Origin of the sequence: Neisseria sp. DTU_2021_1001991_1_SI_NGA_ILE_055 (assembly GCF_032342915.1) — a bacterium.
Classification (GTDB): Bacteria; Pseudomonadota; Gammaproteobacteria; order Burkholderiales; family Neisseriaceae; genus Neisseria.
Window position 1 is genome coordinate 2,163,619 of record NZ_CP135440.1, and the last position, 19,346, is coordinate 2,182,964.

General features: G+C 52.7%; 21 protein-coding genes. 12 read left to right on the top strand and 9 right to left on the bottom strand.

Translation table 11 applies throughout. The annotated features are described in order from the left end of the window. Positions 1 to 57: 57 nt before the first annotated feature. Both RRV97_RS10270 and RRV97_RS10275 read right to left on the bottom strand, forming a co-directional pair. On the bottom strand, positions 58 to 1,032 hold the full coding sequence (locus RRV97_RS10270; protein ID WP_315611451.1) for a TerC family protein: 975 nt from the start codon (positions 1,030 to 1,032) through the stop codon (positions 58 to 60). Positions 1,033 to 1,065: 33 nt separating this feature from the next. Then, positions 1,066 to 1,515: a CopD family copper resistance protein gene (locus RRV97_RS10275; protein ID WP_036493576.1), complete on the bottom strand. Its 450-nt coding sequence runs from the start codon at positions 1,513 to 1,515 to the stop codon at positions 1,066 to 1,068. A gap of 254 nt (positions 1,516 to 1,769) precedes the next feature. Here RRV97_RS10275 and RRV97_RS10280 point away from each other — a divergent pair, with 254 nt between their 5' ends. Further along, positions 1,770 to 1,982, top strand: coding sequence for a glycine zipper 2TM domain-containing protein (locus RRV97_RS10280; protein WP_003684747.1), 213 nt, complete (start codon positions 1,770 to 1,772; stop codon positions 1,980 to 1,982). 63 nt (positions 1,983 to 2,045) lie between these two features. Here RRV97_RS10280 and RRV97_RS10285 read toward each other — a convergent pair whose 3' ends face one another. From RRV97_RS10285 to RRV97_RS10305, 5 genes are all read right to left on the bottom strand, one after another. After that, positions 2,046 to 2,966 (bottom strand): hydrogen peroxide-inducible genes activator, encoded by a 921-nt coding sequence (locus tag RRV97_RS10285; protein ID WP_003749313.1) that lies wholly within the window; start codon positions 2,964 to 2,966, stop codon positions 2,046 to 2,048. A 3-nt stretch (positions 2,967 to 2,969) separates the two neighbouring features. Then, positions 2,970 to 3,233: a cell division topological specificity factor MinE gene (gene minE / locus RRV97_RS10290; protein WP_003680625.1), complete on the bottom strand. Its 264-nt coding sequence runs from the start codon at positions 3,231 to 3,233 to the stop codon at positions 2,970 to 2,972. Positions 3,234 to 3,236: 3 nt separating this feature from the next. Continuing rightward, the gene (gene minD / locus RRV97_RS10295) at positions 3,237 to 4,052 is read right to left on the bottom strand and encodes a septum site-determining protein MinD (RefSeq protein WP_315611452.1); all 816 of its coding nucleotides are present in this window, start codon (positions 4,050 to 4,052) and stop codon (positions 3,237 to 3,239) included. A gap of 26 nt (positions 4,053 to 4,078) precedes the next feature. Beyond that, on the bottom strand, positions 4,079 to 4,798 hold the full coding sequence (gene minC / locus RRV97_RS10300) for a septum site-determining protein MinC (protein WP_004520214.1): 720 nt from the start codon (positions 4,796 to 4,798) through the stop codon (positions 4,079 to 4,081). Positions 4,799 to 4,945: 147 nt separating this feature from the next. Beyond that, positions 4,946 to 6,181: an FAD-binding domain-containing protein gene (locus RRV97_RS10305; protein WP_315611453.1), complete on the bottom strand. Its 1,236-nt coding sequence runs from the start codon at positions 6,179 to 6,181 to the stop codon at positions 4,946 to 4,948. Positions 6,182 to 6,305: 124 nt separating this feature from the next. Here RRV97_RS10305 and RRV97_RS10310 point away from each other — a divergent pair, with 124 nt between their 5' ends. The 8 genes from RRV97_RS10310 (at position 6,306) to RRV97_RS10345 (ending at position 15,617) form a co-directional block, all read left to right on the top strand. After that, the gene (locus tag RRV97_RS10310; RefSeq protein WP_315611454.1) at positions 6,306 to 7,148 is read left to right on the top strand and encodes a glutathione synthetase; all 843 of its coding nucleotides are present in this window, start codon (positions 6,306 to 6,308) and stop codon (positions 7,146 to 7,148) included. A 304-nt stretch (positions 7,149 to 7,452) separates the two neighbouring features. After that, positions 7,453 to 8,844 carry an alanine/glycine:cation symporter family protein gene (locus RRV97_RS10315; protein WP_049322442.1) on the top strand — a complete coding sequence of 464 codons (1,392 nt, stop codon included), beginning with the start codon at positions 7,453 to 7,455 and terminating at the stop codon, positions 8,842 to 8,844. A gap of 82 nt (positions 8,845 to 8,926) precedes the next feature. Next, a complete protein-coding gene (locus tag RRV97_RS10320; protein ID WP_315611455.1) occupies positions 8,927 to 10,183 on the top strand; it encodes a D-amino acid dehydrogenase in 1,257 nt (418 codons plus the stop codon). Positions 10,184 to 10,362: 179 nt separating this feature from the next. Further along, positions 10,363 to 11,172 carry a zinc transporter ZupT gene (gene zupT / locus RRV97_RS10325; RefSeq protein WP_002224778.1) on the top strand — a complete coding sequence of 270 codons (810 nt, stop codon included), beginning with the start codon at positions 10,363 to 10,365 and terminating at the stop codon, positions 11,170 to 11,172. 96 nt (positions 11,173 to 11,268) lie between these two features. Further along, complete coding sequence (locus tag RRV97_RS10330) at positions 11,269 to 14,100, top strand: valine--tRNA ligase (RefSeq protein WP_315611456.1); 2,832 nt, start codon at positions 11,269 to 11,271, stop codon at positions 14,098 to 14,100. A 66-nt stretch (positions 14,101 to 14,166) separates the two neighbouring features. Then, positions 14,167 to 14,394, top strand: coding sequence for an enterochelin ABC transporter (locus RRV97_RS10335; protein ID WP_315611457.1), 228 nt, complete (start codon positions 14,167 to 14,169; stop codon positions 14,392 to 14,394). 97 nt (positions 14,395 to 14,491) lie between these two features. After that, positions 14,492 to 14,956 carry a hypothetical protein gene (locus RRV97_RS10340; protein ID WP_315611458.1) on the top strand — a complete coding sequence of 155 codons (465 nt, stop codon included), beginning with the start codon at positions 14,492 to 14,494 and terminating at the stop codon, positions 14,954 to 14,956. 88 nt (positions 14,957 to 15,044) lie between these two features. Continuing rightward, a complete protein-coding gene (locus RRV97_RS10345; RefSeq protein ID WP_315611459.1) occupies positions 15,045 to 15,617 on the top strand; it encodes a hypothetical protein in 573 nt (190 codons plus the stop codon). A gap of 76 nt (positions 15,618 to 15,693) precedes the next feature. Here the strand turns inward: RRV97_RS10345 and RRV97_RS10350 are convergent, their stop codons facing one another. Both RRV97_RS10350 and RRV97_RS10355 read right to left on the bottom strand, forming a co-directional pair. Beyond that, entirely contained in the window at positions 15,694 to 16,635 is a 942-nt protein-coding gene (locus RRV97_RS10350) for an ABC transporter ATP-binding protein (protein ID WP_315611460.1), read from the bottom strand. A 15-nt stretch (positions 16,636 to 16,650) separates the two neighbouring features. Then, a complete protein-coding gene (locus RRV97_RS10355) occupies positions 16,651 to 17,541 on the bottom strand; it encodes an NUDIX hydrolase (RefSeq protein WP_315611461.1) in 891 nt (296 codons plus the stop codon). Between the two features lie 123 nt (positions 17,542 to 17,664). On the opposite strand from RRV97_RS10355, the gene RRV97_RS10360 reads away from it, so the two are divergent. The 3 genes from RRV97_RS10360 to rsfS are packed head-to-tail and all read left to right on the top strand — an operon-like array spanning position 17,665 to position 19,318. Continuing rightward, complete coding sequence (locus RRV97_RS10360) at positions 17,665 to 18,249, top strand: carbonic anhydrase (RefSeq protein ID WP_315611462.1); 585 nt, start codon at positions 17,665 to 17,667, stop codon at positions 18,247 to 18,249. A gap of 18 nt (positions 18,250 to 18,267) precedes the next feature. After that, positions 18,268 to 18,873, top strand: a complete 606-nt coding sequence (gene nadD / locus RRV97_RS10365; RefSeq protein ID WP_315611463.1) for a nicotinate-nucleotide adenylyltransferase — start codon at positions 18,268 to 18,270, stop codon at positions 18,871 to 18,873. A 58-nt stretch (positions 18,874 to 18,931) separates the two neighbouring features. Then, complete coding sequence (gene rsfS, locus RRV97_RS10370) at positions 18,932 to 19,318, top strand: ribosome silencing factor (protein WP_002246503.1); 387 nt, start codon at positions 18,932 to 18,934, stop codon at positions 19,316 to 19,318. Positions 19,319 to 19,346: the final 28 nt, after the last annotated feature.

The window sequence follows — 19,346 nt, forward strand, 5'->3', positions numbered from 1 at the left end:
GTTTGATATTTGAAAAGGCCGTCTGAAATGTTCAGACGGCCTTTTTATATCGGCAGATTATTTTTTCTCTTGCTGACGCGTGTACACCAAAGAAGTCAGGATGGACGCGCCCAGTGCGCCGAAGACGACGGACAGGGAAATGGAAATCGGGATATGCACCCAGTGCATAATCAGCATCTTGATACCGATAAAGCTCAACACGAAAGCCAAGCCGTATTTGAGGAAAATAAAGCGTTCGGCAAAGTCTGCCAGTAAGAAGTACATGGCACGCAGGCCCAAGATGGCAAAAATGTTGGAAGTGAGGACGATGAAAGGGTCGGTGGTGACGGCAAAAATAGCGGGAATGCTGTCCACGGCGAAGATGACGTCGCTCAATTCGATCATAATCAATACCAGTAAAAGCGGCGTAGCGATGCGTTTGCCGTTTTCAATGGTAAAGAATTTTTCACCGTCAAACTGTGGGCTGGTCGGGATGACTTTTTTGAGCAGGGTCAGGATTTTGTTTTGGGAAAGGTCTTCCTCTTCGTCCGATTCGGGTTTCATCATGTGGATGCCGGTATAGAGCAGGAATGCGCCGAAAAGGTAGAGAATCCATTCAAATTGCTGTACCAGTGCCGCGCCGATGAAAATCATGATGGCGCGCAGGACGATGGCGCCGAATACGCCATAGAGCAGGACGCGGTGTTGGAATTTGGGTTCGACTTTGAAATAGCCGAAAATCATCAGGAAAACGAAGATGTTGTCGACGGCGAGGGATTTTTCGAGTACATAGCCGGTGAAGAATTCGAGGACTTTTTCTTTGGCGACAACGGCCCCGTAAGTCGGGTTGCCCGCCAGTTCAAAATAGAGCCAGCCTGCAAACGCGCAGGATACGGCCACCCAAATGCCGCTCCAGGCGAGGGCTTCTTTGATGCTGACTTTGTGGGCGCCGTTTTTTTTCAGCGATACCATATCGATGGCGATCATGATTAAGACGGCAATAAAGAAGATGCCGTAAAACATCGGCGAGCCGACGGACGGGTATTGGGTCATAAACAATCCTTGTGTGTGGGGTATGGGTAAGGTTTACCAAGACAGGTAGAACATCGCCTTGGCAAAAAAGACGATAAACAGCATATGGCTGAATACAACGGCGTGTATGTATTTCGACCAGCCGACGGTGAGGGTGTGCCGGGCCATTTTGACAACGGCGATGGCAAAATGCACCAAAACGCTCACTGCCAACAGGATTTTGATGCTCAGCATGATGCCGAAGGAGCTGTCGAATGGGTGGTGCAGTATCGGCAGGTAGCGGTTGTACACCATCACGATGCCGCTGATGAACAGGGTAATGACGACAGGCGGCATCACGCGGACGGCACGATAGGACATGGCACGTTCGACTTCGCGGCGCGATTCGCGCGAAACGCGGCCGGTGTGTAAAACGGAGAGGACCAGCATTTCGAAAAATACGCCGCCGACAAAGGCAATCGCGCAATAAACGTGGATGATGTGTGCCAGTGCGTAGATACTCATGACGGGTGTTTCCGGTAATTCAGACAAGTCGTCATTGTATCACTACCGAATGCGGTTGATGTATGCGCAATTTTATGCCAAACATATTAAATTTTATAAATATTCCTTTGGAATTGCCGTTTATTTTTGCATTTAACCGTTCATTAAGAGCGTTATCTTAGTTTAATCTGTCTTTACTTATCAGAAAATATATTAATGAAAGGTTGTGCCATACTGTTCCACATAAAGCTTAACCCCTGATGGAGAATCAAACCATGAAGAAAACTTTTGCAAAAACTGTGACCTTGATCATGCTGGCCGCTTCTTTGGGCGCGTGTGCCAATATGACTCAAACCCAACGCAACACTGCTGCTGGTGCGGTATTGGGCGGCGTGGCAGGTAATTTGATTGGTGGCGATACCGGCTCTACCTTGGGTGGCGCGGCTTTGGGTGGCGTTATCGGCAGTCAAGTTCATACCCGCTACTAATCCTTTATTCGGTTAAAAATAAAAAGGCCGTCTGAATGTTCAGACGGTCTTTTGTTTTGCGGTTTATTCGTTGACGAAGGTTACGCCGGTCAGTTGCGATTGCAAAATGGCAGTGCGCAAGGCAGTCAGTGCTTTCGGACGGACAAAGTTGCGGCGATAAGCCAAAACGACACGGCGGTGCGGTGCAGTACCTTCAAACGGGATAATGCTGAAAAGCATGTGGTCGTTTTCGGTCAATGCGGTAGCAGGCATGACGCTGATGGCCAGACCGCTGGCAACCATGTGGCGGATGGTGTTGATGGAGCTGCCTTGCAGGGTATTGGTCAAGCCCTGGATTTTTTGCTTGGAAGCCAATTCGGAACAGCTTGCCAACACTTGGTCGCGCATACAGTTGCCTTCGGACAGCAGCAACACTTGTTCTTCGCTCAAAAGTTGAGGCGTAACGGCATCGAGTTCTTCAAAGTGATGTCCTTTGGGAACGATGACGAAGAAAGGTTCGTCATACAGGGGCTCGGTTACGATGCCCGGCTCTTGGAACGGTTCGGCAACGACGATTGCATCGACATCGCCGCGTTTGAGCGACTCGGTCAGGATGTGGGTATAGTTCTCTTCCAGCATCAGCGGCATTTTCGGCGCGGTTTCACGCAGCGCGGTAATGAGCTTGGGCAGAAGGTAGGGGGCAACGGTAAAAATCAGGCCGAGTTTGAACGCGCCTTCCAATTCGTTTTGCTCTTCATTGGCAAGGTGCTTGATGAGTTCGGCTTCTTCCAGAACCCGGCGGGCTTGGGCGACAATGCGCTCGCCCGCTTCGGTCGTGATGATGTCGTTGCTGCTACGGTCGAACAGGGATACCGACAGCTCTTCCTCCAGCTTTTTGATGGCGATGGAGAGGGTGGGCTGGCTGACAAAGCAGCGTCGTGCGGCACGTCCGAAGTGACGTTCTTGTGCGACGGCTACGATGTAACGCAATTCGGTCAAGGTCATGTGTTAAGCCTTTTTTTGTTCCGGCAGGGTGATGTTCAGCTCAAGAACGTCCAAGCCGTCTTGTTTCTCTTGGGAGATGCGGATGTCGTCCAATGATACGTTGACGTATTTGGACAGGACTTCCAGCAGCTCTTTGCGCAAGGTCGGCAGATAGTCCGGAGCTTGGCCTTCTTGTGCGCGTTCTTGCGCGATGATGATTTGCAGGCGGTCGCGCGCGACGGTGGCGGTTTTCGGCTTTCTGCCGAACAGCATATCGAGCAGTGACATGTATTAACCTCCGAACAGTCGTTTTAAGAAGCTTTTCTTCTCAGCTTCGAGGAAACGCATTTCGCGGTTTTCACCCAAGAGGCGGGCGATAACGTCTTTGTAGGCTTCTGCGGCGGCGGCATTGTCTTGGTGGATGACAGGTTCGCCGGCGTTGGAGGCCTGCAGGACGTTTTGTGATTCAGGAATCACGCCGATCAACGGGATGCGCAAGATGTCGCAGATGTCTTGTACCGACAGCATTTCGCCTTTGGCCACACGCTCAGGGGAGTAGCGGGTAATCAGCAGGTGTTCTTTAACAGTGCTGCCTTGTTCTGCTTTGCGGGATTTGCTTTGCAAAATGCCCAAGATACGGTCAGAGTCGCGGACGCTGGATACTTCCGGGTTGGTGGTAATGATGGCTTCGTCGGCAAAGTAGAGCGCCATCAGTGCACCTTGTTCGATACCGGCAGGGGAGTCGCAGATGATGAATTCGAAGCCCATTTTTTCGCTGGACAGCTCTTGCATCACTTTGTCGACGCCGTCGCGGGTCAGCGCGTCTTTGTCGCGGGTTTGCGAGGCGGGCAGGATGTAGAGGTTTTCGCAGTTTTTGTCTTTAATCAGGGCTTGGTTGAGTGTGGCTTCGCCTTGGATGACGTTGATGAGGTCATACACGACGCGGCGTTCGCAACCCATAATCAGGTCGAGGTTGCGCAAACCGACGTCGAAGTCGATTACGGCGGTTTTGTGGCCGCGCAGGGCCAGGCCGGTTGCGATGCTGGCGCTGGTAGTGGTCTTGCCTACGCCGCCTTTACCTGAAGTTACTACGATGATTTTGGACACGATATTTCCTTTTTAAGTACTGATGTTTATTCGGCGTCGATTGCGCTGATAACCAGTCGGTTGTCTTGCAATGATACTTGTACGGGTTTTTTGTGCAGATGCTCGGGCAGGTCTTGCTCGAAGTTGCGGTAGATGCCGGCAACGGAGACTAACTCGGCCTGCATGGAATGGATGAAGATGCGCGCGTTGGTGTTGCCTTTTGCACCGGCCAACGCTCTGCCGCGCATGGGGGCGTAAATATGGATGTTGCCGTCGGCGATAAGTTCTGCACCTTGGCTGACGATGCCGGTAACGATGAGGTCGCCGTTTTCAGCGTACACCTGCTGGCCGGTACGCACGGGCGTGCTGACCAATACGGTCGGATTGTTGATGACGGTGGCCTGTACGTCTTGCGGCTGTGGGGCTTGGCGCGGGGTGGGCGCTGCCTGTGTGTCGGCTGCCTGTGTGGAGTTGCCTTGTTTGAAGACCAAGTGGTAACGCGCTGCCGCTGCCGCCCATGTGTCGCTGGTGTGGTGCAGCCCTAAAATTTGCATGCCGTAACGGGCAAACAGGGAAATCATGCCACCCAAATCGATGGATTCGGGATGGTCGAAATCTTGTACGTCTAAAATGAAGGGAACGAATTCGTCTTGGGACTGGCCTGCTAGTTGGCGCAGGAATTCTTCCAATTCGGTTAGATCTGCGGTGTGCAGATGGATGGATAAGACGTCCAAACGTGACGTTTTTATGTCGAATGCGGGTTTCATTGTAATGAAATAATAAAATTTTTTAATGACGTAAGTTTACCGTGTAAATCTTGGCTATTCAATCTGTTTGGCCGTCTGAAACCAAAATATTTTGTTTGGGCGTTTTTTAGTTGTGTTTAGTGTGGTTTTTTGGTGTGAAGCTCTGTTTCAGACGGCCTTGGGGAAGGGGTAGCCGTGTGTGTCGATGTCATCGGCGGCCGCCCACGGTGTGTGAATGAGGGTGGACGGCAGGTGTGCCAATTCGGGGAGGTAACTGCGGATGTAGCTGCCGTCGGGGTCGATTTGGTGCGAACGGTGGGCATAGCGGACGGTGGCTGTGTCTTGGGCGGCAAGGTGCCAGTTGGCTTGGTTGAGCGCAGGGTCGGTGCCGGTTTGGACGGAGGCTGTCCACGCGATGCCTTGGTTGGGGTCGAGGTTGAGGGCGTGGCAGAAATAGTGGGCGCACAGCTGCTGGAGAACAGGATGTAGGTGGCCGGTGGCTTCAAGGCTGCGGATGGAGGCGTCGATGACGGGTACGCCGGTTCGGCCGTTGCGCCAGTATTCGCGCACCGGGGCGGCATCGGTTGTTTCGGGTAGGCGGCGGTGGTAGGCGAGCTGGTAGCAGTAGTCGCGGAAAATAAGCTTGTCCAGCCACTCGAAATGTCGGTTTGCCAAGCCTTCGGCAGCCAGCAGGCGCGGTGAAATGCAGCCTGCGGACAGATAGGCATTGAGGAGGCTGGTGTTTTTTCGTGCCGGAAAGTTTTGGGTAATCGGGTAGTGAACCAAATTTTGTTTGAACGCGTGCCATTGCGTTAAGGCCGCGGTTTCGCCGCCCTGTTGATAGGCAGGCAATACTGCGCCGGTATGGGCTGGAAACAGTGGAACGTTTTGTCCAATTTGAACAGGCAATTCGGTTTCAGACGGCCTTTGTCCTGAATAGGCCTGCAACCATGCTTGTTTATAGGCGGCAAAATCGGTGTGGGGCAGGCCGTTGGCATCCATGAGGGGGGCTTTGGCCAAGATACCGCGGTCGTTGGCGTGTTGCAGGGCAATGCCTGCGCGGTCGAAATTGTGCCAGAGGAGGTTGTCTTGGCGGATTTCGGCTTCGGTGTAGGCTTCGTCAGTGATGACGGTATGTGCATGGAGCGCAGCAGCCAAGGGGAGGAGGTCTTCGTCAGAAGCGACGACATATAAGGGAATATGGTGTGCCGCCAGACGGGTATGCAGCTCTTGCGCGGCTTGATAATGGAACAGGCTTTGACGCGGATTGTGGTGTTCAGACGGCCTTTGGCTGACCCAGACGCAGGCGATGGGCAAACCACTTGCAACGGCAGCATTAAGCGCGGCATTGTCGTGCAGGCGGAGGTTGCGGCGGAACCAGACAAGGACGTGGGCAGATTTCATGAGCATGTTCCGACGGAAAAGGGGAAACCATTTTATCAGAATCGGCCTTATGTATCAGGCCGTCTGAAAAATCTTTTGGTTTGATTTCGCTATATAATTTTGGTTTTAGCAACGAGATGCAACCATGACCGAGCAAACCGTTTTGGCACTCATTACCTGCCAAACCTATCCCGAACCGTCGGACAACCTGAAAACATTGGCGGCGCATTTGGAAACCATGGGTGTGAAAACCGTATTTGATACGTGGCAAAACCATCCGTCCGCGCCGTTTTTGCTGCCTTTGTGCGCATGGGATTATGCCGCCGAACCCGAAGCCTTCCGCCAATGGCTGGAGCAAGCCGGGCAGGCGGGGCAGCGTTTTATCAATCCGCCCGAATTGATGGCTTGGAATATGGAAAAGACTTATTTGTGCGATTTGGCGGCGCGCGGCGCGCAAGTAATTCCCAGCGTGTTCGTTCCCGCGCATAAAGACAAATTGGCCGATATTCTGAAACAACAAGGCTGGACGGAAGCAGTTATCAAGCCCGCATTCGGTCAGAGCGGCAAAGGCGTGGTTAAAGTTTGTGCGGAAGCATTGGACGTGGATATGGCGGATTATCCGCAAGGCATGATGGTTCAACCGTATATCCGCGAAATCGAAACAGCGGGCGAAACCTCGCTGGTGTTTTTCAACGGCACATTCAGCCATGCCGTGCGCCGTCAGCCGCCGCAAGGCGAATGGCGCGCCAACTCGGCCTATGGCGTGTCAGTGTTCGGTATCGAGCCGCCCGAGTTTGCCGTCCGTGCCGCGCAAGACGTACTGGCCGCTTTGCCGCAAATGCCGGTTTATGCCCGCGTGGACGGCACACTGATTGGCGACACCTTCCTGCTTAATGAGTTGGAACTCATCGAACCCGCCCTGTACCTGCACACCAGCGAAGGTGCGGCGGAGCGTTTTGCCCGAGTGTTGGCCGGGTTGCTGAAATAGGATTGCGGCACGCACATTCAGGCCGTCTGAAAGATTTTTTTCAGACGGCCTGAATTTTTTTAAACAGTTGGCAGGAAGATGTTTTAAAGCATGCTTTTATTTGTCATTTTAATTGGGCTGGGGTCTAGGCCTGCTCTGGATTGTAAACAATTTTCTTGGTGTTGATTGGGTTTTATTTAGGGTAAAAATACGAAAAGTTTTTGAAAATAAATATGTTGTAATCTTAAACATTCTGTGCTGAAATTACAGGACACTACAAAAAAGTGGTGTTTTAAAAAAATAAAACAGACAAAGGAGAAAAACCATGCAATTGCTTTTAGACAATCTCAAAGCCTTTTTTGAAACCATCAGCGGCTGGGTCTGGGGGCCTATTATGTTGATGCTGCTGGTCGGTACGGGCATTTTGCTGACCGTTTTGCTGAAAGGCTTGCAGTTCACCATGTTGGGTTATGCACTGAAACAGGCGTTTGTGCCGTCAAAGAAGCATGAAGACGGCGAAGACCACGAAGGCGATATTTCCCATTTCGCGGCGTTGATGACCGCGCTGTCGGCCACCATCGGTACGGGCAATATCGCCGGCGTGGCGACTGCGGTGGTAACCGGCGGCCCGGGCGCGGTATTTTGGATGTGGATGACCGCTATTTTCGGCATGGCCACCAAATACGGTGAAGGCGTGTTGGCGGTGAAATACCGCGTGACCAACTCCAAAGGCGAGATGTCCGGCGGCCCGATGTATTACATCGAAAAAGGCTTGGGCAAAAACTGGAAATGGATGGCCGTCGCATTTGCGCTGTTCGGCACATTCGCTTCCTTCGGTATCGGCAGCTCGGTGCAGTCCAACTCGGTTGCGCAGGCAGTGCAAACCAGCTTCGGTGTCGAACCTGCCTACACCGGCGTGATATTGACCGTATTAACGGCCATCGTGCTTTTAGGTGGCATTAAAGGCATTGCCAAAGCCGCGTCCTTTATCGTGCCTGCCATGGCCGTATTTTATGTAGTGGGCGGTATTTCCATTATTGTCGTGAATTCTGACGCGCTGATGCCCGCCGTCAAACTGATTTTCTCCGATGCGTTTAGCGCGCAAGCTGTGGCCGGCGGCGCCATCGGCACGGTCATCCGCTACGGCGTGGCACGCGGCGTGTTCTCCAATGAAGCGGGCATGGGTTCTGCGCCGATTGCCGCTGCCGCCGCGAAAACCGACCACCCCGTCCGTCAGGCTTTGGTTTCCATGACCGGTACGTTTTTGGACACCATCGTTGTCTGCTCGATTACCGGTATCGTGTTGGTCATGGGTCTGCTCGGCGCAGGCGGCGAGTTTGTCAAACCGGAATTGAGCGGCGCGGCGCTGACAACCGTCACGTTCCAAAAAATGCTGCCCGGCATCGGCGGCTGGATTGTCACCATCGGCCTGATTTTCTTTGCCTACTCAACCATTCTCGGCTGGTGTTATTACGGCGAGAAATGCGCGGTGTACGTCTTCGGCGAACGCTTTGCCGCCCTCTACCGCGTGGGTTACGTCTCTTCCGTCATGCTGGGTACCGTGTTGAGCCTTGATTTGGTGTGGCTGGCTTCGGACACATTCAACGGCTTGATGGCTTTGCCCAACCTGATTGCGCTTTTGTTGATGGCGAAAGTCATCGTCAATGAAACGCGAGACTTCAAACAAAAAATCAAAAACGGCGAATTGCCGCATTGATGTCCAAGGCCGTCTGAATCTGAATATTCAGACGGCCCGATGTATATCAGTTTGTTTTGAAAAAAGTCAGAGGAGGAGAAAAATGAAAGTGCTTGTTTTAGGTGCTGGTGTTGCCGGCGTATCTTCCGCGTGGTATCTGGCAGAGGCAGGACATGAAGTAACGGTCATCGACCGCGCCGAGGGCGTGGCGATGGAAACCAGTTTTGCCAACGCAGGCCAGCTTTCTTACGGCTATACCACGCCCTGGGCTGCACCCGGTATCCCGACTAAAGCGCTGAAATGGCTGTTTAAAAGCCATCCGCCTTTGCTGTTTCGCCCTGACGGCAGCCTGTATCAAATCGAATGGCTGTGGCAAATGCTGCAAAACTGCACGGCAGCGCGCTATCAAATCAATAAAGAGCGCATGGTCAGGATTTCCGAATACAGCCGTGAAATGTTCCGCCGTTTTGAAGCGCAAACCGGCATGAATTTTGAAGGGCGCAAAAAAGGGACGTTGCAGATTTTCCGCCAAACCAAAGAAGTCGAAGCGGCAGAACAAGACATTGCCGTTTTGGAACGCTACGGCGTGCCATACCGCCGTCTGAAGCCCGAAGAATGCGCAGAATTCGAGCCTGCGCTGGCACGCGTTACCGCAAAAATTGCCGGCGGCCTGCACCTGCCTGCAGACGCAACCGGCGACTGCCACCTCTTCACCGAAAACCTGTACAAACTGTGTCTGGAAAAAGGCGTACAGTTCCATTTCAACCGAACCATCCGCCGCATCGACCACAACGGCCAGCGCATCAGCGCAGTGGAAACCGAAACAGAACGGTTTGAAGCAGATGCTTTCGTCTGCGCGCTCGGCTGCTTCAGCAGGACGGTGTTGGCGCAGTTGGATCTCAATCTGCCGATTTATCCCGTCAAAGGCTATTCCTTGACCCTGCCGGTCACAAATTCCGACGGCGCGCCGGTGTCCACCGTTTTGGACGAAAGCTACAAAGTCGCCATCACACGATTCGACAACAGAATCCGCGTCGGTGGCATGGCGGAATTGTCCGGCTACGAAATCAAACTGCCCGAAAAACGCCGCGAAACGCTGGCTTTGGTCGTCAACGACTTGTTCCCCGAAGGCGGCGACTTGAATCAGGCATTGTTCTGGAGCGGCCTCAGACCGATGACGCCCGACAGTACGCCGTTAATCGGGCGCACCCGCTTTGAAAACCTGTTCCTGAATACCGGCCACGGTACTTTAGGCTGGACCATGTCGCTGGGTTCGGCAAAATTAACCGCCGATATCGTGAGCGGCAAAGACACCGAAATCCGCAGCGACGACTTGAGCCTGTCGCGCTATCAGGCTTAAGCTGGAAAGCGATAAGGTTTGGTGATATTTCAAACTTAAGGGCCGTCTGAAAACCATTTTTCAGACGGTCTTTTGTTTCAAAATCCGGTATCCAATCAATAAAATAAATAATAACTATTATCATATGCATTAAAAAGTGTTAGTCTGAACCTGTCCCAGCTTTTAGCGCAGGTTTTCTCATGCCCGATTTTTCGATGTCCAATTTGGCCGTTGCCTTTTCCATCACGCTGGCTGCCGGTTTGTTTACCGTATTAGGCAGCGGCTTGGTGATGTTTTCCAAAACGCCCAATCCGCGCGTGTTGTCGTTTGGTTTGGCATTTGCCGGCGGTGCGATGGTGTATGTTTCCCTGACGGAGATTTTCAGCAAGTCCAGCGAGGCGTTCGCTGAAATTTATGATAAAGACCACGCGTTTGCGGCGGCGACCATGGCATTTTTGGCCGGGATGGGCGGCATCGCGCTGATTGACCGCCTGGTGCCGAACCCGCATGAAACATTAGACGCGCAAGACCCGTCGTTTCAAGAAAGTAAACGCCGCCATATCGCGCGAGTCGGCATGATGGCGGCGTTTGCGATTACGGCGCACAATTTCCCCGAAGGTTTGGCGACGTTTTTTGCCACCTTGGAAAATCCGGCGGTCGGGATGCCTTTGGCCTTGGCGATTGCCATCCATAATATTCCGGAGGGTATTTCCATCGCCGCGCCGGTTTATTTTGCCACCCGAAGCCGTAAGAAAACGGTATGGGCGTGTCTGCTATCAGGCTTGGCCGAGCCTTTGGGGGCGGCTTTGGGCTATTTGGTTTTGCAGCCGTTTTTATCGCCTGCCGTGTTTGGTTCGGTGTTTGGCGTGATAGCCGGCGTGATGGTGTTTTTGGCGTTGGACGAGTTGTTGCCGGCCGCCAAACGCTATTCAGACGGCCATGAAACCGTTTACGGCCTGACAACGGGCATGGCGGTGATTGCCGTCAGTCTGGTATTGTTCCATTTTTAAAACCCGTATGCCAAAGGCCGTCTGAAATGATTCAGACGGCCTTTTTGCGTTATAATCCGCACATCAAAAATAACCTTAATTTCACAAAGTTCCATCATGTTAGACAAATACAATCCAGCCGAAATCGAATCCAAACATTATCAAAACTGGGAAAAGCAGGGCTATTTCCAGCCTGATATGGATTTGACCAAACCGTCTTTCTCCATCCAACTGCCGCCGCCCAACGTAACCGGCACGCTGCACATGGGCCATGCCTTCAACCAAACCATTATGGACGGCCTGACCCGCTACTACCGCATGAAAGGCTGCAACACTGCCTGGATTCCGGGCACCGACCACGCGGGCATCGCCACGCAAATCGTGGTCGAGCGTCAGCTTGCCGCGCAAAATGTGTCCCGTCATGACTTGGGCCGCGAAAAATTCTTGGAAAAAGTGTGGGAATGGAAAGAAGTTTCCGGTGGCACGATTACGCAGCAGATGCGCCGCGTGGGCTGCTCTGCCGACTGGACGCGCGAGTATTTCACGATGGACGACGTGCGCGCCGAAACCGTGACCGAAGTGTTCGTGCGCCTTTTTGAACAAGGCTTGATTTACCGCGGCAAACGCTTGGTGAACTGGGATCCCGTGCTTGGCACGGCGGTATCGGATTTGGAAGTGGAAAGCGTGGAAGAACAAGGCTCTATGTGGCACATCCGCTATCCGTTGGCGGATAATCCTGCCGAAGCCGTTATCGTGGCGACCACCCGTCCCGAAACGCTGCTGGGCGACGTTGCCGTTGCCGTCAATCCCGAAGACGAACGTTACACCCACTTGATCGGCAAAGAATTGATCCTGCCGCTGACCGGCCGCACCATCCCCGTGATTGCTGACGAATACGTTGAAAAAGATTTTGGCACCGGTTGCGTGAAAATCACGCCTGCACACGACTTCAACGACTACGAAGTCGGTAAACGCCACGACACGCGCCTGATTAATGTGTTTGACTTGGAAGCCAAAGTGTTGGCAAACGCCGAAGTGTTCAACTTCAAAGGCGAAGCGCAACAAGGCTTTGCCCTGCCTGAAAAATACGCAGGTTTAGACCGCTTTGCCGCGCGTAAACAAATGGTTGCCGATTTGCAGGAACAAGGTTTCTTGGTCGAAATCAAACCGCACACGCTGATGACGCCGAAAGGCGACCGTACCGGCTCAGTGATTGAGCCGATGCTGACCAGCCAATGGTTTGTCGCCATGTCCGCAACGCCAAACGGCGGCGAACCCGACAGCGAATTCAAAGGCTTGAGCCTCGCCGACAAAGCTAAAAAAGCCGTCGACAGCGGCGCAGTGCGCTTTATCCCCGAAAACTGGGTCAACACCTACAACCAATGGATGAACAACATCCAAGACTGGTGTATCTCGCGTCAACTGTGGTGGGGTCATCAAATCCCTGCATGGTACGACAACGAAGGCAATGTTTACGTCGCCCGCAATCAAGAAGAAGCCGAAAAACAAGCCGGCAAAACCGGTTTGACCCGCGAAGAAGACGTATTGGATACATGGTTCTCTTCCGCGCTCGTACCGTTCTCCACGCTCGGCTGGCCGTCTGAAACCGACGAACTCAAAGCTTTCCTGCCGTCCAATGTCTTGGTTACCGGCTACGAAATCATCTTCTTCTGGGTGGCGCGCATGATTATGATGACCACCCACTTCACCGGCAAAGTACCGTTTAAAGACGTGTACATCCACGGCATCGTGCGCGACCACGAAGGCAAAAAAATGTCCAAATCCGAAGGCAACGTCATCGACCCTGTGGATTTGATCGACGGCATCGACTTGGAAAAACTGCTGGTAAAACGTACCACCGGCCTGCGCAAACCCGAAACCGCGCCGAAAGTGGAAGAAGCAACCAAAAAACTTTTCCCGGAAGGCATTCCGAGCATGGGCGCGGACGCATTGCGCTTCACCATGGCAAGCTACGCCAGCCTCGGCCGCAGCGTCAACTTCGACTTCAAACGCGCCGAAGGCTACCGCAACTTCTGCAATAAATTGTGGAACGCAACCAACTTCGTGTTGATGAACACCGAAGACAAAGATTGCGGTCAAGACGAAATGCAGCCGTTGGCGTTTACTTTAGCCGACCAATGGATTATCGGCAAACTGCAACAAGCTGAAGCCGCCGTTGCCGAAGCCTTTGAAACTTACCGCTTCGACCTTGCCGCGCAAACGCTGTACGAATTTGTGTGGAACGAATATTGCGACTGGTACATCGAGCTGGCAAAAGTGCAAATCCAAACCGGCTGCCCGACAACTCAGCGCACCACACGCCGAACCCTCGTGCGCGTACTCGAAACCATCCTGCGCCTGCTGCACCCAATTATGCCGTTCATTACCGAAGAGTTGTGGCAGGTCGTTGCGCCTCTGGCGAATGCCAAAACCGCCGACAGCATCATGTTGGCCGCCTATCCGCAAGCCGATAAAGAACAAATCGTTCAGACGGCCTTCGACAAAATGGCCGCATTGAAAGACTTGGTGGAAGAAGTGCGCAAACTGCGCGGCGAAATGGGTATCGCGCCAAACGTCAAAGCGCCGCTCTTCGTCGAAGGCAGCGCAGAACTCGAAGGCTTGCTCAAATACCTGCCGTCGCTGACCCGACTGACCGAAGCCAAGCTGGTGGACAGCCTGCCCGAAGCAGAAGACGCACCTGTCGCCGTCTGCAACGGCGCGCGCCTGATGCTGAAAGTCGAAATCGACAAAGCCGCCGAAACCGCCCGTTTGAGTAAAGAAGCCGAGAAGCTGCAAAAAGCCTTGGACAAACTCAACGCCAAACTCTCCAAACCCGGCTACACCGAAAAAGCCCCCGCGCATTTGGTGGAAAAAGACAAAGCCGATTTGGCGGAATTGGAAGACAAAATGGCGAAAGTTCAAACTCAGTTGGCGAAGTTGAAAGACTGATTTTGATTGAATAGACAAGGCCGTCTGAAACTTAAATTTCAGACGGCCTCATCAAAAGGAAATCAAATGATGGACTTCATTATGCCTATATTGCCCATCGTTGCCATCGTCGTACTTCATATTCATACCTGCTTTACCGAAGCCGTCCACCTCAACAAATGGCGGCCATGGCTGATTATTCTACTGTTGATTCTGACCGGCACTTGGTTTATCTATTTTGTCAGTCGTACTGCGCTGATGAAGTTGGGTGTCCAGCTGGTGCTGATTGCCGGGCTCGTGATTTATATTTCTTGAACGTCTGCCTGCAGTAAAATACCCGCAAAGGCCGTCTGAAAATGCAGCCTCAATGTCGTTGCAACTTTTCAAACGGCCCCTTTAAAAAAGAAAATAGATGAAACTCTTTATTTTGCCGATGCTTTTATCCGCAACAACTGCCCTGGCTTCTCCGATTGTCGGTACATGGCATTGCGTTGGCTCTGATGAAAACATTCACAGTGATACAAAAGTCGAATATCTTCAGGACGGCAGTTTCCGTGGCGACGCTATATTCAAAATCGATGATGACGGCAATATCTTAGCATACCGTGTTGTCGGTTCAGGGAAATGGCGTTTTGAAAACAATGCCTTGACGGAAAGCCAAATCAAATATAGCGAAGTTTCACGACAGCACAGCCCCGAAACGCTGGCGTGGTTGGAAAAGTCGGAGGATGGACGACTCTTGGAAAGCATGATGTACACCGGATTGGTCGCGGAGATGGACAAACCCGGAAAAGATGATGTGTATCAACTGGATAAATCAGGCAAATTGGTGTCTGAAGACGGGACTGCCCGTGAGGTATGTACGAAAGTGAAGTAAAAAGCAACCGTCGGTTAGATGGTGTTGTCTGATTGCTGGATAAATAAAAAAGGCCGTTTGAAACAGCCTCTTTTAAGAAAGGAAAATAATGTCTGAACATCGCTACTATATAGTTCCTGTATCTCCCGTAGGGGAGAAAAAAAAGGAGCTTGCAGAACAGATCCGAAATTATATGCTGGAGCAAGGTTGGATTTATCCTGAGTTGCAAGAAGTTTTTTATTATGGAGAACTAGGTTATACGTTTACCAATAAAGGAATTATTGAATTTTTAGGTGAAAAAAATGCCCAATATTCCTACGGCATCTACTTTCAGATTGAAGATGAGCCGACGCTGTTCACTGCTTTGGAAAACTTTGGAGAAGGCGAGCTTGTTTGTCCGCATTGCAGTCAACATTATGCTCGAGGTGAAGAGATGAATATAGAAGAGCTATTGCCTTCGTTTGATTTTGATGACGAAGGTGGCCATCTCACTTGTTCTGTTTGTGGAACTGAAGATTTGTATTATTGCTTTTTACCGTCGAATACCACTTATGCCGATATGGCATATTCCGATTTTGCTGTTGTTTTCCCGGATGTCGGCAAAGTGTCATCTAGCAGCTTGTGCAAGAAAATTGCTGAATTTGCAGGCATCCCTTGTGTGACTATACACGAGGTCTCTTAATTGTTCTTGATAATAACAAAGGCCGTCTGAAACTTAAATTTCAGACGGCCTTTTTCTTTTTCTCAATCCATCAAATTCAATCAAACCAAACAATTTGACCTTCATCCACGCTGATGCGGATTTCCTGTCCGGTTTGCGGTTTGTCCGTATCGTGGTCGGCGTGGGGATACCAAATCAAATCGCCGTATTGCGGATGGGCGAGGGTGAGGCGTGTGCCTTCGGCGAGGGGGACGGCTTCGCTGATGCGGACGGCTGTGCCGTTCGGGTCGAATCGGATGGCGTGTTGGGGGATGTAGCGTGTGTCGCCGGTGTTGGCCAAACCGAGCAGTAGGGCGGCTTGGGCGTTGACGGGGCGGCGGATAAGGGTTTCCGGCGTGCCGTGTTGGAGGATGCGGCCTTCGTGCATGATGGCGATGGTGTCGGCCATTGTGCAGGCTTCTTCGGCGGAGTGGGTCACGAGGATGGCGGGGATGTTTTGACTGCGGATGCGTTCGGCGGTCAGGGTGCGCAGGTGGTGGCGCAGGTGGGTGTCGAGGCTGGAGAAGGCTTCGTCCAAGAGCAACAGCGACGGGCGCGTGATTAGGGCGCGTGCTAGGGCGAGGCGTTGTTGTTCGCCGCCGGAGAGGCTTTCGGGTTTACGTTGCGCTTCGTGTTCCAAACCGATGTCGCGCAAGGCCTGCATGGATTGTTCTTCGATTTCGGCTTTGGGCAGGCGGCGCATTTTGAGGCCGAAGCCGACGTTGTCGAGGGCGGTTAAATGCGGCAAAAGGGCGTAGTCTTGAAACATCAGCGAGATATTGCGTTTTTCAGACGGCATGTCGGTGATGTTGTCGCCGTTGAGCCAGACTTCGCCGCTGTCGGGACGCACCAGGCCGACGATGGTTTTGAGCAGGGTGGATTTGCCGCAGCCAGAGCGGCCGAGCACGGCGAGGATTTCGCCTGCTTCGACGTTTAGGTTGATGTCTTGGGCAACGGTTTTGCTGCCGAAGCGTTTGTTGATGTTTTTGAGTTGTAACATGGTTTCAGACGGCCTTTAAAAATGGGGGCGGCAACGGATGCTGTCGAGCCATGCGGACAGCGGATGTTTGGGGTCGATCAGGCCGTATCGCCGGCAGGCTTCGATCGTGACCAACTGGGCATCGTGCATCATATGTCCGCCCAACATGGCATCGAGCAGGGTGGGGATGTCCATCAGTTCAAAACTGGCGACTTCGCCGTCTTGGTTGGCGGGTTGGAAGCCTTCGGGCAGGACGATGTCGAAGATATACAGGATTTCGTTGTGGACACCGCGATTAACAGGGCGCAAACTATATATTTGGGCAGTCGGTCGGATATGGGGTGTCAGAGAAGCGGGAATACCAGCTTCTTCTTCGCCCTCGCGGCAGACGGCTTCAGACGGCCTCTCGCCGCTGCTGATACCGCCGCCGGTCAGGTTGTCGAGTTTGTTCGGATCAACGGCTTTGTGCGGACTGCGGCGGCCTATCCAAAAGCGCAAACCGTCTTTTGTTTCGACCAATCCGTTTAAGTGAACTGCCTGACTCATCAGGCCGAACGGACGGAAGGCGGCGCGTTCGAGTGTGCATAAAGGCTTGCCCGACTGGTCGCAGATGTCGAACTTTTCACCGCGCCAACCTTTGAGCCAACCGCAATCGTGCCATTGTTGCGCCAGTGTTTGTAAACTGTCGCCCATTTCCGGCCAGCTGTCTGTTTTCAAATTCAGGCCGTCTGAAAGCGTCGACTTCCTGCCTGTCCAATCTTGCCCGAGGCGTTCGCGCCATAATGGGTTCAGACGGCCTAAAGGCAGGCCGTTGAGATACAGAATGCACCAATCGTCGGATGCGCCATAGCTTGTCTGCGCCCAATCCCACAATGCGTCGTGGACATCGGGAGTGAATACCTGTTCAAAACGGAAAGACTGAGACATGGCGCATCCTCCAAAAGAACTAAAGATACGTCGATTTTAGCCGTTTACGGCGAATTTGCAAAACAACCATACCCCCTGAAAACCGCTATAATAGAGTAAATCATCCGAAACGAGCACATCATCATGAGTGAATTGACCGATATCCTTTCCTACAACCAACGTTTCGTTGAATCGGGAGAGTACGAAAAATATTTCACCAACAAATACCCCGGCCGCGAGCTGGCCATTCTTTCCTGCATGGACGCACGCATTATCGAATTGCTGCCCAATGCCTTGGGCTTAAAAAACGGCGATGCCAAGCTCATCAAAAACGCCGGTGCGCTGGTGACCCACCCTTGGGGTTCGGTGATGCGCAGTTTGTTGGTGGCCGTATTTGAACTCAAAGTGAAAGAAATCATGGTCATTGCCCACCACGACTGCGGTATGCGCGGATTGCATGCCGAAGAGTTCCTCCAACGCGTACACGACAGCAATATCCCCGAAGACCGCATCGAAACCCTGCGCAATGCCGGTATCGATTTGGACGGCTGGCTGACCGGTTTTGACGATGTCGAAGACAGCGTGCGCCATACCGTCGAGCTGATTCGCAAACATCCGCTGATGCCCGACAACATCGCCATCCACGGCCTGGTCATCCATCCGACCACAGGCAAGCTCAACCTGATTGTTGACGGCAGCCTGCCTGCTTCAGACGGCCAAAACATCTAACGCAGACACCACCACGAAATGAAAAACATCGGATTATTCGGCGGCACGTTTGACCCCATACACAACGGCCACCTCCACATCGCCCGCGCCTTTGCCGACGAAATCGGTTTGGACCTTGTCGTCTTCCTGCCGGCAGGCGACCCGTACCACAAAGACAGCACGCGCACGCCGGCACAAGAGCGCCTCACTATGGTCGAACTCGCCATCGCCGACGAGCCGAAATTCGCCGCCAGCGACTGCGACATCGTCCGTGACGGCGCGACTTATACGTTTGACACCGTCCAAATCTTCCGCCAGCAATTTCCCGGTGCGCAACTGTGGTGGCTGATGGGCAGCGACAGCCTGATGCAGTTGCACACATGGAAAAAATGGCAAACCCTCGTGCGCCAGACCCATATCGCCATCGCCATGCGACAAGGCGACAACCTCAACAAAACACCGCGCGAATTGCACGCATGGCTCGGCGAAGCACTGCAAAACGGCAGCGTCCGCATCCTCAACGCGCCGCTGCACAACACCAGCTCAACCCAAATTCGTGCCGATCTCTCCAAAACGCACCATTCAGACGGCCTGCCGCAACCTGTCGCCCAATACATCCGCCAACACAAACTCTATGAAAAATAGCGTTTATTCAGGCAGATAAGCTATAATGCCGTCTGAAAACATTTCAACTAGGAAAATAATGAACGAACAAGAATTGCAAGACCTGCAAAAAATGGTCGAAGTGGCCGTAAACGCCCTCGAAGACATCAAAGCCAAAGACATCTCCGTTTTGGAAACCCAAGACAAAACCTCCCTGTTCGCCCGCATGATTATTGCCAGCGGCGACAGCACACGCCAAGTCAAAGCACTGGCGAACAACGTTGCCGTCGATTTGAAAGAAGCCGGTTTCGAAATCCTCAGCACCGAAGGCGACAGCGGCGAATGGACGCTCGTCGACGCAGGCGACCTCGTTGTCCACGTCATGCTCCCTGCCGTGCGCGACTTCTACGACATCGACACCTTGTGGGGCGGAGAAAAACCGAGTTTCCACGCCGGTATGCAAAAACCTTGGCACGCCGCCGACTAAAACGGTTTATCCATACAAAGGCCGTCTG

Bases quoted from the DNA above. Each gene is read 5' to 3' on its own strand.
- RRV97_RS10270 (WP_315611451.1), bottom strand. From the start codon at position 1,032: ATGACCCAATACCCGTCCGTCGGCTCGCCGATGTTTTACGGCATCTTC.
- RRV97_RS10275 (WP_036493576.1), bottom strand. From the start codon at position 1,515: ATGAGTATCTACGCACTGGCACACATCATCCACGTTTATTGCGCGATT.
- RRV97_RS10280 (WP_003684747.1), top strand. From the start codon at position 1,770: ATGAAGAAAACTTTTGCAAAAACTGTGACCTTGATCATGCTGGCCGCT.
- RRV97_RS10285 (WP_003749313.1), bottom strand. From the start codon at position 2,966: ATGACCTTGACCGAATTGCGTTACATCGTAGCCGTCGCACAAGAACGT.
- minE (WP_003680625.1), bottom strand. From the start codon at position 3,233: ATGTCACTGCTCGATATGCTGTTCGGCAGAAAGCCGAAAACCGCCACC.
- minC (WP_004520214.1), bottom strand. From the start codon at position 4,798: ATGAAACCCGCATTCGACATAAAAACGTCACGTTTGGACGTCTTATCC.
- RRV97_RS10305 (WP_315611453.1), bottom strand. From the start codon at position 6,181: ATGAAATCTGCCCACGTCCTTGTCTGGTTCCGCCGCAACCTCCGCCTG.
- RRV97_RS10310 (WP_315611454.1), top strand. From the start codon at position 6,306: ATGACCGAGCAAACCGTTTTGGCACTCATTACCTGCCAAACCTATCCC.
- RRV97_RS10315 (WP_049322442.1), top strand. From the start codon at position 7,453: ATGCAATTGCTTTTAGACAATCTCAAAGCCTTTTTTGAAACCATCAGC.
- RRV97_RS10320 (WP_315611455.1), top strand. From the start codon at position 8,927: ATGAAAGTGCTTGTTTTAGGTGCTGGTGTTGCCGGCGTATCTTCCGCG.
- zupT (WP_002224778.1), top strand. From the start codon at position 10,363: ATGCCCGATTTTTCGATGTCCAATTTGGCCGTTGCCTTTTCCATCACG.
- RRV97_RS10330 (WP_315611456.1), top strand. From the start codon at position 11,269: ATGTTAGACAAATACAATCCAGCCGAAATCGAATCCAAACATTATCAA.
- RRV97_RS10335 (WP_315611457.1), top strand. From the start codon at position 14,167: ATGATGGACTTCATTATGCCTATATTGCCCATCGTTGCCATCGTCGTA.
- RRV97_RS10340 (WP_315611458.1), top strand. From the start codon at position 14,492: ATGAAACTCTTTATTTTGCCGATGCTTTTATCCGCAACAACTGCCCTG.
- RRV97_RS10345 (WP_315611459.1), top strand. From the start codon at position 15,045: ATGTCTGAACATCGCTACTATATAGTTCCTGTATCTCCCGTAGGGGAG.
- RRV97_RS10350 (WP_315611460.1), bottom strand. From the start codon at position 16,635: ATGTTACAACTCAAAAACATCAACAAACGCTTCGGCAGCAAAACCGTT.
- RRV97_RS10355 (WP_315611461.1), bottom strand. From the start codon at position 17,541: ATGTCTCAGTCTTTCCGTTTTGAACAGGTATTCACTCCCGATGTCCAC.
- RRV97_RS10360 (WP_315611462.1), top strand. From the start codon at position 17,665: ATGAGTGAATTGACCGATATCCTTTCCTACAACCAACGTTTCGTTGAA.
- nadD (WP_315611463.1), top strand. From the start codon at position 18,268: ATGAAAAACATCGGATTATTCGGCGGCACGTTTGACCCCATACACAAC.
- rsfS (WP_002246503.1), top strand. From the start codon at position 18,932: ATGAACGAACAAGAATTGCAAGACCTGCAAAAAATGGTCGAAGTGGCC.